Annotated in this window: 12 protein-coding genes; 6 read left to right on the top strand and 6 right to left on the bottom strand. The window is 65.8% G+C overall.

The features are described 5' to 3' along the window. Positions 1 to 143 precede the first annotated feature (143 nt). The 3 genes from AC0L3J_RS08520 to AC0L3J_RS08510 form a co-directional block, all read right to left on the bottom strand. A complete protein-coding gene (locus AC0L3J_RS08520) occupies positions 144 to 1574 on the bottom strand; it encodes a TolC family outer membrane protein (protein WP_456765196.1) in 1431 nt (476 codons plus the stop codon). Positions 1575 to 1758: 184 nt separating this feature from the next. Beyond that, the gene (locus tag AC0L3J_RS08515) at positions 1759 to 2538 is read right to left on the bottom strand and encodes an enoyl-CoA hydratase (RefSeq protein ID WP_456765195.1); all 780 of its coding nucleotides are present in this window, start codon (positions 2536 to 2538) and stop codon (positions 1759 to 1761) included. Between the two features lie 151 nt (positions 2539 to 2689). Further along, positions 2690 to 3355 carry a hypothetical protein gene (locus tag AC0L3J_RS08510; RefSeq protein ID WP_456765194.1) on the bottom strand — a complete coding sequence of 222 codons (666 nt, stop codon included), beginning with the start codon at positions 3353 to 3355 and terminating at the stop codon, positions 2690 to 2692. A gap of 287 nt (positions 3356 to 3642) precedes the next feature. Between AC0L3J_RS08510 and AC0L3J_RS08505 the strand changes: the two genes are divergently transcribed. Beyond that, complete coding sequence (locus AC0L3J_RS08505; protein WP_027516883.1) at positions 3643 to 4188, top strand: sigma-70 family RNA polymerase sigma factor; 546 nt, start codon at positions 3643 to 3645, stop codon at positions 4186 to 4188. 2 nt (positions 4189 to 4190) lie between these two features. Continuing rightward, complete coding sequence (locus AC0L3J_RS08500) at positions 4191 to 4829, top strand: NrsF family protein (RefSeq protein WP_456765193.1); 639 nt, start codon at positions 4191 to 4193, stop codon at positions 4827 to 4829. Between the two features lie 10 nt (positions 4830 to 4839). On the opposite strand, the gene AC0L3J_RS08495 is transcribed toward AC0L3J_RS08500, so the two are convergent. Both AC0L3J_RS08495 and AC0L3J_RS08490 read right to left on the bottom strand, forming a co-directional pair. Then, positions 4840 to 5943 (bottom strand): DUF2336 domain-containing protein, encoded by a 1104-nt coding sequence (locus AC0L3J_RS08495; RefSeq protein ID WP_456765192.1) that lies wholly within the window; start codon positions 5941 to 5943, stop codon positions 4840 to 4842. Positions 5944 to 6006: 63 nt separating this feature from the next. Next, the gene (locus AC0L3J_RS08490; RefSeq protein WP_473346777.1) at positions 6007 to 7164 is read right to left on the bottom strand and encodes a GGDEF domain-containing protein; all 1158 of its coding nucleotides are present in this window, start codon (positions 7162 to 7164) and stop codon (positions 6007 to 6009) included. 435 nt (positions 7165 to 7599) lie between these two features. On the opposite strand from AC0L3J_RS08490, the gene AC0L3J_RS08485 reads away from it, so the two are divergent. The 4 genes from AC0L3J_RS08485 to AC0L3J_RS08470 all read left to right on the top strand — a co-directional run bounded on the left by AC0L3J_RS08485 (position 7600) and on the right by AC0L3J_RS08470 (position 11734). Next, positions 7600 to 8169, top strand: coding sequence for a sigma-70 family RNA polymerase sigma factor (locus AC0L3J_RS08485; RefSeq protein ID WP_007593582.1), 570 nt, complete (start codon positions 7600 to 7602; stop codon positions 8167 to 8169). After that, positions 8166 to 8861, top strand: coding sequence for a hypothetical protein (locus AC0L3J_RS08480; RefSeq protein ID WP_456765190.1), 696 nt, complete (start codon positions 8166 to 8168; stop codon positions 8859 to 8861). The genes AC0L3J_RS08485 and AC0L3J_RS08480 overlap by 4 nt, the downstream gene beginning before the upstream one ends. A gap of 15 nt (positions 8862 to 8876) precedes the next feature. Then, positions 8877 to 10583, top strand: coding sequence for a S8 family serine peptidase (locus AC0L3J_RS08475; RefSeq protein WP_456765189.1), 1707 nt, complete (start codon positions 8877 to 8879; stop codon positions 10581 to 10583). Between the two features lie 509 nt (positions 10584 to 11092). Beyond that, positions 11093 to 11734 carry a TIGR03809 family protein gene (locus tag AC0L3J_RS08470; protein WP_456769672.1) on the top strand — a complete coding sequence of 214 codons (642 nt, stop codon included), beginning with the start codon at positions 11093 to 11095 and terminating at the stop codon, positions 11732 to 11734. 30 nt (positions 11735 to 11764) lie between these two features. Here AC0L3J_RS08470 and AC0L3J_RS08465 read toward each other — a convergent pair whose 3' ends face one another. Continuing rightward, positions 11765 to 13135, bottom strand: a complete 1371-nt coding sequence (locus AC0L3J_RS08465; RefSeq protein WP_456765188.1) for a TIGR03808 family TAT-translocated repetitive protein — start codon at positions 13133 to 13135, stop codon at positions 11765 to 11767. Positions 13136 to 13213: the final 78 nt, after the last annotated feature.

Here is a 13213-nt window from a genome sequence, read left to right as displayed (position 1 = left end):
GACTTTGTGACCCTATTTTGCCCGACGCGTCAATAGATTCGTAAAATCCGTAGATGTATCGCTACGGGCATGGGGTTGTTTTCGACATTTTTGTTGGTGCCCGCCGGCAAGATACCCGGCGCTTTGCTTACGCGGCCAACGGCCTACTGCCCGGACGGCGTGCGCAGGCCGTGCCAGGCGTCGCGGACCTGCTGATAATGCACCTCGGGCAGATAGTCCGGCGTGTTCAGGCTCAAGGTCTTGACGTCGAGATGGCCGACGGCGCTGAGCAGCGTGTAGGAGGCGATCACGCGGTCGCGATTGGCGCCGATCAGGCGGGCCTTGGCCTGGATCAAATCGGCCTGCGAGTTCAGCACGTCCACCGTCGTGCGCTGCCCGCCGGCGGCTTCACGTTGTACGCCCTGGAGTGCGACGGTCGCCGCCTTCACTTCAGACTCCGAGGCCGAGACCGCGATCTTGGCGCCTTCGTTGGCAACCCAGGCGCTGACCGCCGCCGTGCGCGCCTGGTTGCGCACCTGGTCGAGCACGAGCCGGCTCTGCGCCGTGATTTCCTTGGCCTGCCGGGTCTGTGCGGCGGCTTGGCCGCCGTCATAGATCGGTACGGTGACATTGGCGACGATCGAGGCCTGATCTTCGGCGAAGGTGCCCAGCGTCGGGTCGTTGTTGCGGCTCTTGCTGGCGCTGCCCTGGACGCTGGCGCTCGGCAGCAGCGCGCCTTCGGCGACGCGGATGTTGGTGGAGGCGACATCGACGTCGAAGCCCGCCGCCATCACCGCCGGGTGCTGGCGGATCGCCATCGTCAGCGCGTCTTCGCGGCTCTTCGGCAGATAGCGGTCGACGACTTCGGCGGCCCGAAGCTGCGACGGCGCATTGCCGATCACCTGCGCGTAAACCGCCTGGCTCACCGCCAGTGCGACTTCCGCGGCGTTGAGATCGGAGAGCCCGCGGTTGAGCCGCGCCTCGGCCTGCGCGCTGTCGGTCGGCGTGACGTCGCCGGCGTTGAGGCGCCGCTGGGTGACCGAAAGCGTTTCGCGCAGGAAGGCGACGTTGGAGCGCTGCGCCTCGACCAGCGACTGGTTGGCGAGGACATTGGTGTAGGCGGTGACCGCGTCGAGCAGCACGCCCTGGCCGACGTTGCGCAGCGCCTCGCGGCCCGACTGCACCTGGAGTTCGGCGGCCCGCACGTTGTTGGCGGTGCGGAAACCGTTGAACAGGGTCTGCGACACGGTGACGCCGATGATCCATGGCTTCAGATTGGCGGTCTGGATGGTGTTGTCGGGCAGCAGATTGCGCACCGATTGCAGCCCGGCGCTGAGGCTTGCCACGATCTGGGGCCGGTAGCCGGCGAGCGCCTGCGGCACGTTCTCGTCGGTGGCGCGCTGCCGCGCACGTTCGGCATTGAGCTGCGGATTGGTCTGATAGGCCTTGGCGAGCGCCTCCGGCAGCGCTTCCGACCGTGCGGCGGAGGGCAGGGCGCAACAGAGTGCCAGCGTGGTCCATGTCGCGAGCACAGGAGCCACGCCCGATCGACGCCGCGTCATCACGCGACCAGCTCTGGCGGCACGCCCAATCATGTAATCCGCAAATCCCGGCTGTCCGCCCCCGCCGACGGCGGCTCTCTTAACTGTTTAACCAGCCAAGGTCTCGCAGGCAAACTGCCGCGGGGGAAACCCCCATGTATTCCGTGCTTGTTGCAGCTACATCACAGGGATTCTGCGGGAAGGGCAGAGTCTTACACCAGCCTGACCGCTCGCCTCCTTACCGGTTCTTGTTCACCGGCTTCCGCTTCTCGATGAACGCCGCCATGCCCTCGGAGCGGTCCTCCAGCGCGAAGGTCGAGTGGAACAGGTTGCGCTCGACGCTCATGCCCTCGGCGAGCGTGGTCTCGAAGGCGCGGTTGACCGCTTCCTTGGCCATCGCGACCGCGGGCCGCGACATCGCGGCGATCTTCTCGGCCGCGGCCATCACCTCGTCCATCAGCTTGTCGGCCGGCACGATGCGGCTGACGAGGCCGCTGCGCTCGGCTTCGGCTGCATCCATCATGCGGCCGGTGAGGCAAAGGTCCATCGCCTTGGACTTGCCGATCGCACGGGTCAGGCGCTGGGTGCCGCCGATGCCGGGGATGGTGCCGAGCGTGATTTCGGGTTGACCAAACTTGGCGGTGTCGGCTGCGATGATGAAGTCGCACATCATCGCGAGCTCGCAGCCGCCGCCGAGCGCGTAACCCGCGACTGCGGCGATCGTCGGCTTGCGGCAGCGTGCAATCCGATCGCCGCCGATCGCGGCAAAATCCTCCGAGAACATGTCGATGAAGCCTTTCGGCTGCATCTCCTTGATGTCGGCGCCGGCGGCAAATGCCTTCTCGCTGCCGGTCACGACGATGCAGCCGATGGCGTCATCGGCTTCGAGATCGTCGACGGCCGCGGCGATCTCGCGGAAGACGCCGAAGGAGAGTGCGTTGAGCAGCTTCGGCCGGTTCAGCTTGATGATGCCGACCGCGCCTTTGCTTTCGACGATGATGTGTTCGAACGTGCTCATGCTCCACCCACGCTTTTGGTTGAGCGGGCAATGTGCCCGCTGGCGCGGTGGGCTTCAAGAGGCGCTAAAGCCATCGGAGCAGGAACGGCCGGAACACGCGGTGAGATGCGCGTTCCGGCCGAGGTCCCGCGGACCGGAGATCAAGCCAAAGTCACGCCATGAACATGCGCGCGGCGGAGGCCAGCGTCAGCAGCGTGCCGACGCCGATGAAGATTTTTCCAATCAGGGAGCTCTGGTCCCAGGCCGAGCTCTGCTGGCTGCTTGCCATCACCGGTGCCGGACGCGGCTGCGCGTCGATCGCGGCAATTACCGCCTTCTGTACCGGCGCGTTGTCCTGTTGCAGGGCGCGGTCGATGTCGTTGAGCTGATCGGGTGGGACGACCTGGCCCTCGGCGTTCGGGGCGGCGGTATTATCGGCCGCGGCCTGGACGTTGTCGTTGGCGCGTCCCGTCATTGCGGAGGCGGCTGCCGCAGTCGGCGTATCGGCGGCGGCGAGCTGCGCATTGGCGTTGGCGACTTCCGGCGGCATCTGGCTTGAGGCCGGTATGTCACGATTGTCGGCCTTGGCCTCGTCGGCCGTCGCCACGGCGTCCTTCTTGTCGGCCTTGTCGTCGGATTTCTGCGCCGTCTTGGTGCTGTCGCGGTGGCGCGACGTGTGACGCCGCTGCTTGCTCGGCTTGACCTCGTCCGCCTGTTTGCCTGCATTGTCCGGCTTGCTGCTAGCGGCTGAACTCGGCGCCGCCTGTGCAACGCCCCCGAACAGCACGAAAAGCCCGGCCAGGAGAATCAGGGCCGCGCGCCCGCTGGCTTTCATCATGTTGACATCTCCCCAAGTCCGCCCGTCCCGGACCGAACAGAGACCCTGGGGCGTGACGACAGCGGGGCAGAAAATGGGAATCTTCGGGCCACACCGGGCAAAAGCGCGGCAAACCCTTGCCGTCTTGGCCGGCCGCGGGTGCGTACGGGACCGATCGGTGTTATGAGCCGTCGCAGATCCTGACGGCCGTATCGGTTGCGTGGCCAAGTATGATCACGAATTCGTGATCATACTGCCGCCGGCGTAACAAACTGAAAGAACGGCCGAATTGCATGGTGAGGGCGCGCGTGCGCGGACGTGAGGACGAGTGGACCGACCTGATGCGGTCGGCCATGGCAGGCGATGACGCGGCGTATCATCGTCTGTTGAAGGCGGTCACGCCTGTGCTGCGCGCTGCCGCGAGGCGCGGCCTGGCGCGGGCCGGGCAGCCTCCCGACCAGGCCGAGGATATCGTGCAGGAGATTCTGTTGGCGGTGCATTTGAAGCGGCACACTTGGGACAGCGAAGCCCCCTTCGCCCCGTGGCTGTTTGCGATCGGCCGCAACAAGCTGATCGACATGCTGCGGCGACGGGGCAGGCGGATTTTCGTCAACATCGACGATTTCGCCGAGATCCTGCCGGGCGAGGCGCCGCAGGAGACGGCCTCGGCGGGCGAAGTCGCCAGCCAGCTCAATACGCTGCCGCAACGCCAGCGCGACGTGTTGCAGTCGATCGCGGTCGACAGCACCTCGATCAAGGACACGGCGGCGAAATATTCGATGAGCGAGGGCGCGGTGCGGGTCGCGCTGCATCGCGGACTTGCGGCGCTGACAGCCAAACTGCGGGACCACTAGTCATGGATACCGATCAACTCATTCGCTCGCTCGCGGCCGACAACGCCCATCGCCCGCCGCGCGTCGGCGCGGTGCTGACCATGGCGCTGCTGGTCGCCGCGCCGCTGTCGATCCTGATCTTCGCCACCTTCCTCGGTGTGCGTCACGACGTGATGAGCGCGATGCACAACCCGTTCTTCGACATGAAGTTCGCGGTCACGCTGTCGCTCGCGATCCCGGCGATCATCGTCAGCCTGCATCTGTCGCGTCCCGAAGCCTTGCTGCGTGGCTGGGGCTGGCTGCTGCTGCTGCCCGTCGGGCTGCTCGCGGTGGCGATCGGCAGCGAGGCGATGATGGCGCCGGCCATGCCGGTGACGATGCGATTGATGGGCAAGAATTCCAGAGTTTGCCTGTTCGCAATCCCCGCGATGTCGCTGCCGCTGCTTGCGGGGGCCCTGTTCGGCCTGCGCCACGGCGCGCCGTCGCATCCCGCGCTCGCCGGTGCGCTCGCCGGCCTGGTGTCGGCGGGCCTTGCCGCGACCCTGTACGCCTCGCACTGCACCGATGACTCGCCGCTGTTCGTCGCGACCTGGTACACGCTCGCCACCGCGTTGGTGACGGCAATTGGCGCGCTGGTGGGGGCGAGGGTCCTACGCTACTAGCTCGCCGGCTTCACGCCACCGGCGCCGCGCCCTGCTGCATGCGGTGGAAGCGCAGCACCTGCTGCGCGGTCGAGCTGCGCAGCGCCTCGTAAGCGTCGCGCAGCGTCAGCATGTCGGTCTCCGGGCCGCCTGAGAGCTTCTCGCGCAGGGCGATGATGGCGCGGACGCTCGACCATTGCATGGCCGCGACCTTGGCGAGGATCATCACGCCCTCGACCCGGCTTTCGATCATCATGGTCTCGGCGGTCTCGACTGCGACGCCCGCAAGCGCCGCAAGCCCCGCATTGGTCTCGTCGAACTTGCCCTGCTCTGCGAAGGTGGCGACCTGGAGCTCGGTCAGGCGGCCGTCCTCGTGCAGCGACTTCACCAGCGCCCGCGCCATCTCGGTCTGCCGGGTCGTGGTGGCGGCGCGGATCCGCTGAGCCGCTTCCTGAACCACGCTGGACACGTCGTCCGCGAGTTCCGGATGCGCGGCCTCCAGCTTCCGGCGCACGGTCAAGGAAGCCTTCGCGACCAGCTTCAAATAATGATGGCGGGGCAGGTCGGCCCGCAGGCCGATGCAGCTGGCGAGGTCGTCGTCACGTTCGGCGCGGGTCACGAGGTCGGCGAGACTTCCCTCGGACAGTTGCGCGCCCGGATTGCTGACGGTCGATTGCACCACGTCCTCGTTGCCGCGGGTCACCAGCACGTCGCTCAGCGCTTCCGACAGCACACGCCGCAGCGAGATCGCCTTGAGATGGGCCTGGCCCCTGGTGCGCGCGATCTCCATCAGGGTCGCCTCGTCCAGCCGTTCGGATTTCGACAGCACCGGGCCGGAAACCTCGATCACCTCGTCGAGCGCGAGCGTGCGGATGATCTTCGGCGGCGCAGCCGCGATTGATGCGAGGCGGTCGGCGAGCAGCGCCCTGGCGGACGTCTCGATCCGCTCGATCAGGCATTGGAACACGTCGTCGAACACGCGGACGTGGTCGTCGGAATAGTCCACCGCGTTGTTCACGAACAGATCGGTGACGCGGCGCAACGTCTCGACCCGGTGCGCAACGGTGCCGTGCGAGAGCGCAGTTTGCAATTCCTCGAGCAGACTCTCGGATGATTTTGCGGATTTGGATCTCATTGCCCTGTCCTGGAGCGTTCGGCCCGGCCGCGGCTTCTGTCGCGCCGGGAGAAAATGGATTGGTCAGCTGGTTGCAATGCGGTTGCGCCCCTGTGCCTTGGCGGAATAGAGCGCGCTGTCGGCGCGCACGAGAAACGTGTCGGCAGTATCGTTGTCGCGCAGCGTCACGACGCCCGCGGAAATGGTCACGCGCATGCCCGGGGAGAATGCGCTCCAGTCCAGATCGGCGACGATGCCGCGCAGCCGATCGAGCATGCGCGACGCCGCATCGCCGTCCATCCCCGGCAGCAGCAGCAAGAATTCCTCGCCGCCGTAGCGGCCGAAGCAGTCGGCCGGGCGGATGTTGGCGAAAATGGTGATCGCGAAGGTGCGCAGCACCTCGTCGCCGACGGGATGGCCATGGGCGTCGTTGATGCGCTTGAACCAGTCGAGATCGATCAGCGCGATCGCGCAAGGGGTCGACGTCTGCCGCGATTTTTCGATCTCGTCGTCGAGAAGCCGCATGATGCAGCGGCGGTTGTAGGAGCCGGTGAGCTCGTCGAGCTCCGCCAGCTCCTCGATGCGCCGATAGGCGGCCTTCAGCTCGATGCTGCGCCGGTACAGGATCTTGCGCAGCGTGGCGCCGAACAGGCCGAGGAAGGCGCACTGGCCGATCACCAGCACGAAGCACAGCATCGATGCCGCCCGTTGCAGCTGGGTCGTAACCGGCAGTCCGATTGGCAAGTCCGAGGCGAGGAAGACAAGCGCGAGCCCGCAAGTGGTGAGACCCCAGGTGAGCATGGCCTGGCTCGATGTCATACGAAGCGTGCCGAAGGCGAAGATCAGAAACAGCACGGCCAGGAACGCGACTCCGACTGTCGGCACCGCGAGCAGGAACAGCAGCTGCAGCGTCATATGCGCCGAGATCTGGAAGACGGTGAGGTAATGATCCTCGAACCGGTCGCCGAAGCCCGCTTCCGACAGCACGGTGAAGGTCCCGATGATCAGAAGGCCGCCGAGCCAGAACAGTGACGGAACGCCCGCGGAGATCACGCCGTCAAAGGCGTAGAGCAGCAGGACGGAGGCGCCGAGCGAGTAGCTCGCCACCTGGCCGACATACATCTGGCGCCGCTGCCGGATCCGGCGCGCCAGGACCTCGGGTGCCGCTGCCTCGGTCGTCAAGGCGAGATCCGCGGCCTCAGCGGCATTCCTCTCGGGAAAGGACGTCGCAGCCGTGCTCATGGTCCCCGCCAGTGGTGGATGTCAGCCTAAAAATCTACGTCGCAAGCCTTTAGGTTTGGTATCCTTCGAAACCGAATCCACGCTGTGCAGCGCGGCAGCAGGGGACGTCGATCGCTCCAGGAATTTGCCGGCGATTAGGTATCGTGTGCGACGCGGTCGAGCCAAAGCAGGGCTTCGGAAGACATATGTCGTGCTAGGCTGCTAAGGTTCCATGCACGTCGGGCCGTCTCTACTGGGACGGCATTGCTCAGGAAAGTGCTTCATTACTATGTTACCGTTCTTGAGCGAAGCGCCCAGCCGCGGGTGGCAACAGGAAATTTCGCGTATGTGGGGTAGATCACACAGCCTCCCGTATGACTGCGGTAGGTTGAACAATTTTACCCCTCCCGTCGAACCGTCTGCCGCATCGACCCGACCAACCTTGCGAGACGGTCTTTGAGCGTGACACAAGCGGCTTCGGACGAGATCCTGATCGCCAGGATCGCTCAAGGTGACCGGCTCGCCATGCAGGTGCTGTACGGGCGGCACCATGTCAGGGTGTATCGGTTCGGCCTCCGGCTCGTGCGGGACGAGCAGGCGGCGGAAGACCTCATCAGCGAGGTGTTTCTCGACGTCTGGCGTCAAGCCGGCAAATTCGAGGGCCGATCCGCCGTTTCCACCTGGCTGCTGGCCATTACCCGATTTAAGGCCCTGTCTGCGCTTCGGCGCAGGAAGGATTTTGAGTTGGACGACGACGCCGCGAACGCGATCGAGGATACGTCCGACAATCCGGAAACGGCGGTGCAGAAGAAGGATACCAGTGAAGCGTTGCGGGAGTGTCTGACGGGCCTCTCGCCGGATCATCGGGAAATCGTCGATCTCGTCTACTACCACGAGAAATCCGTGGAAGAGGTGGCCGAAATCGTTGGCATCCCGGAGAACACTGTGAAGACGCGCTTGTTCTATGCGCGCAAGAAATTGGCCGAACTGCTGAAGGCAGCCGGCATTGAGCGAGGCTGGCCATGATGGCTTTGAGCAAGAAGATGCTGGAGCAAGAGCCCGGTGAAATTGAACTGCTGCTGCCGTGGCACGCCGCCGGCACGCTGAACCCGCGCGATGCGCGCCGCGTCGACGAGGCGCTGGCGCGCGATCCGGAGCTCGCGAAGCAATATGCCGCGATCCGCGGCGAGTATGAAGAGACCATCCATCTGAACGAGAGCCTGGGTGCTCCGTCGGCGCGTGCGATGCAGAAGCTGTTCGCCGCGATCGACGCTGAGCCCGCGCGGGCGGCCGGTTCGCTGCCGCTGTCGGCGCGCATCGCCAGCTTCTTTGCGAGCCTGTCGCCGCGCACTCTGGCCTGGTCGGCGAGCCTTGGCGCCATGGCGCTGGTGCTGCAGGCCGGAATCATCGGCGCCGTGTTGACGAAGACCCAGACTGCGACCTTCCAGACTGCTTCGCTCTCGACCAGCGCTCCGATCACCCGCGACCTCGGCACGACCGTCCCGCCAGCGCGCGCGCTGGTACGCTTCACGCCGGAGGCGCGCGTCGCTGACATCACGGCATTGCTCGACGGCTACCAGGCTTCGATCATTGGTGATGCCAAGGGCGGCATGTTCCGCCTCCAGTTCGACAAGGCGATGAGCCGGGACGAACTCGCCTCGCTGCTCGGCAAGATGCAGCGCGAGAAGTTCGTCAACCTCGCCGTCGCAGCGCCGTAAGGCGCTTCCAAACCAATGACGCGCAAGTTTGAAAGTAGAGTAAGAGCCGGGGCCTGCGCTTCGTCGGTCGCAGCCGCGCTTCTGCTCGCCGCCTGTCTCGGCGTCGAGGTTGCGCAGGCGCAGGCGATCATGCGCACGCCGACGATCAGCGTCCCCTCCCGAATGCCGACGATTTCTCCTGGCGTCGCCGCACGCGTCAGTCCCGGTGTTGCCGCCAGAGCGGTGGCCGTTGGCCGTGGTCCCGGTCCGATTGTGACGACGAGGATTTCGGCGCGGATGGGACCGACGCCGGTGCTGCCTTATGCGCGCTACTCCCCGAACCTCTATCCCGCCTGTACTGCGCCCGATCGCGACGCCGCCGGCGAGTGCCTGGCGCAGCAGAACGCAGGCGGCGATGGCTCGGGCAAATCGGGCAAGAAGACCGCTGGAAAGGGGCGCGGCAACAACACGCCCGTCGCCGCGGATTTGCGCACCTTCGCCGGCGAATTCGTCGCCGAAATCGACGGCGGGCTGTCGTTGAGCCAAGCCGACGAGCTTGCGCGCCGCCATGGCCTGACCCGCGTGTCCTCCGAGAATTTTCCGCTGATCGGGGCAACGTTCGGACTGTTCCGCATCACCGACGGCCGGCCCTCCGCGACGGTGCGGCGTGAATTCGCGGCCGACGGCAGCGTGCGCTCGGTCCAGCCGAACTTCCGCTACCTGCTCCAGGACCAGAAATCGTCGGTGCCGACCGAGGGTGATCCCGCGCAATATGCGCTGGCCAAGCTCCGCCTGCCGCAGGCACATACTCTCGCGCATGGCGCCAATGTGACGGTCGCCGTGATCGACTCTGGCATCGACGTCCAACATCCGGAACTTGCCAATTCCATTGCCGACAATTTCGATGCGCTTGGCAGCGCCGACGGCCCGCACATTCACGGCACCGGCATTGCCGGCGCCATCGTGGCGCATGCCAAGCTGATGGGCAGCGCGCCCGAGGCGCGCCTCATCGCCATCCGCGCCTTCGGCGGCACCACCGGCGGGGCCGAGAGCTCGTCCTACATCATCCTGCGCTCGCTGAATTATGCCGCCGAGCACGGCGCGCAGATCGTCAACATGAGCTTTGCCGGTCCCAAAGACGCGGTGATCGAGCGCGCTATCGCGGCGACGGCCGCGCGTGGCCTGGTGCTGATCGCGGCCGCCGGCAATGCCGGGGCGAAGTCTCCGCCGCTCTATCCGGCCGCCAATCCCAACGTGATCGCGGTCAGCGCGACCGACCAGCAGGACCGGCTATTCTCCGCCTCCAACCGTGGCAACTACATCGCGGTCGCGGCACCCGGCGTCGACATCTTCCTGCCGGCGCCTGACGGCAAATACCAGATGACGTCGGGCACCTCGTTCTCGGCCGCCTATGTCTCCGGCGTCGCGGCGCTGCTGCTCGAGCGCAACTACGCCTTGAAGCCGGAAGCGCTGCGCACGACGCTGGCGAAGACGGCGCGCGACCTCGGTTCACCCGGCCGTGATGATCTGTTCGGCGACGGTGAGGCAGACGCGTTTGCCGCGGTCATGGCCGTTCCTGCCGCCGGCGCGACGCCGGTCGCGGCCGCCTCCGGTACAACAAAACGTGAAGATATCGGGAAGCGTCGCGACGAGCCTGGCGTCCGCGCATTAGAGCAACCTTCGTTGTCGAGCACCGAGGATAAAGCCACGGTTTCTCAAGCGGATAAGCCGACGACGCGATAGCGGCTGCGACAACTTTGCGCGCGGCGCGAAGGTCGAAAAATCAAACGCCGCGTTGAACGTTCGGCCCGCTGCCACGACCAAATTATGTGGGAGCGGTTATCCCTCCCCATAAGTCATATTAGGCGCGAGCGCCCATCCACCCCAAGCGCCCATATGGCTCGACCCGTCCGGTTGTCCCCCCGGACGGGTCTTTTCTTTTTGGACGTCCAATTCCTCGAAGCCCTACGCGAGATCAGCTTCCGGTTGAGAGATCGTAGCTCACTCAGCGCGACCGCTCCGCCGGCACGCCGCAAGCGCGCTATGCTTGTGCGAAGCTTGACTCCAAAACCCCTTGAATCTCCGCACGACTACGGAGTTTGGTGACGAAAACATCGTCGTTGCTGGACAAGTCAAAACTTTTCCACAAAATATTCACGTCGCGTCTAAATTGATTCGTGTGCGTTGCGTCGCGTCCGTATTGTCTCCTGACGGGCTGATTTATGACACATCGCCAAGAAGCTATTCGCGACATTGCTATTGGCCGCGACGTTGCGGCACGCTGGTGCGCTCTCGCCGAGCAGCGGCTGGTGCATCTCTCCGAGATGTTCGAGACCGGGCGCTGGCGCCGCTACCACTCCGAGATCGCATTTCTCGAAAACATCCAGGAAGCCAAGCTCGCCGTTCAGACCTGGCGCGCGCTTGCCACCGGCGCCGATGTCGCCACGGCGGCCGCGAGCGTATCGCCCGCCTTCGGCTGGTCGCCGGCGACAATGCCCCGCATGTTTCCGCGCGAGCCCCAGGCGCAGACCGTGCAACCGAAGGCCGTGCACATCGCCCCGGAGAGCGCCGTGCCGGTCAGGCTCGATCCCAAGCCGGGCGTTCTCGCCGAAATCTCCGAAGCCCCGGCCGCGCCGGTCGCCGCGCCTGCCCCGATGGCACCGCTCAGAGTGCCGGCTGCCATGGCGCCGCCCACCGCGCCCGTCGCGATGACGGGGCCCAAGGTGCCGGCCGCGACGGCAGCGCCCAAGGCACTGGCCGCAATGGCGGCGCTTCTGCCGCAGTTCTCTCCGCCGGCAGCCGAAATTGTCGCAGCCCCCGAACGTCTGGTTGAGTTCACCTTCAGCCTCGACGGCCTCGAAGCGAAGTACCCGCTGCTGCGGAACGCGTTCTAGCGTTCGAGAGCCAGAGGCGAGGAACGGCACCTACCGCCGCACCGCATTCCCGCCGACGACCAATTGCGCAAACCGCTGAGCGCCGTCCGCCGACAGATCCGACGTTACCGCGCGCGCGTGGTCGAGCCCGACCACGGCGCCGCGCGGCGTTTCCGAGATCATGTTGTTGTTGACGAGCGCGGTGCCTGCGCCGGGCACGACGGACACCCCGACGCCGGCCAGTGCCTTGCGGATCACGTTGCCCGTGATGGCGACGTCGCGGAGATATTTGCCCCAGCCGGCGACGATGCCGTAGGACGGCGCGTTCTCGATCACGTTGCCGGTGACCGATGAATCCGCCTCGATGTAGATGCCGATGCCGGCATCGTCATCCGGCGCGGTGCCGATCGGCCGCTTCGGGATCAGATTGCGGATGATGTTGCCCTGGACCACGGCGATGCGGCCGCCTTCGTTGAAATTGCAGACGGAGACGCCGACGGCGGCGCCGTCCACAATGTTGTTGGCGATCACCGCGGCCTCGAACGCGAATTCCGAATAGAGCGCGACCTCGCGCACATCGCTGACGCTGTTGCCTGATATGTGGATGTTCGAGGCCGAGTTGCCGCGCACGGCGGAGTAATCGCAGTTCTTGATGCGATTGCCGCGCACGATGACATTGCCGGCGCGGAACGCGTTGATGGCGTTGCCGTACTGGCCGGAGCCGCCGGGACCGGCCTTGATGTCCTCGATGCGGTTATCAGTGACCAGCGTGCCATCATCGCCGATAGCCGTGCGCAGGATCTCGATGCCGTTGTCGTTGGTGCCGGTGATGGTGTTGTGGGAGACGCTGAGACCCCTGGCGTCGAACGACACCACTGCCGTCACCGCGATGTTGGTAAAGATGTTGCCCGAGATGTCGCCGGAGACCTGCTCGAGCCAGATGCCGCTGCCGCCGGACCTCGTGATTTCGCAATCGGTGATGCGGACGTCGCGTCCGCCGAGGATCTGGATCAGCCCGCGCCGCGTCGGCAGCGGAATGCCGCCGCCGTCGAAGGTGATGCCAGAAAGGCCGATTGCATCCGAGCCGTCGCTCTGGATCGCCGACGCCCCGCCGGTGAAGACGAATTTTGTCGCGCCGCGCACGCCGACCAGTTGCGCGCCATTTGGCAGGCGCAACAGTCCCGTGCGGTAGATGCCGGGTGGCAGCGCCAGCGGCATCTGCGCCCGCGTGGCCTCGTCGATCGCACGCTGGAGCGCGCGGGTCTGATCCTCGCTGCTGCCGGGCCGCACGCCATATTGCGTAGCATCGCGGCCGAGCAGCGACGTCAGCGGCGCTGCGCGCGCGGCGTCGGCTGGTATCGCGAGCGCGCCGGCGATGCCTGCGGTCGATGCTCCGATGAGATGGCGGCGATTGAGGTCCATGGACGCGTCCTCCGGCGGCCGCGGGGGTCCGCAGCGGTTAGGTAGCGCAGGGCGGCTGGTCGCGTGAGGATTGTTCGC

The organism is Bradyrhizobium sp. Kon37 (assembly GCF_055807535.1).
The sequence above is the reverse complement of the archived record's forward strand: the minus strand, read 5'-3'. Positions and strand labels throughout refer to the sequence as shown.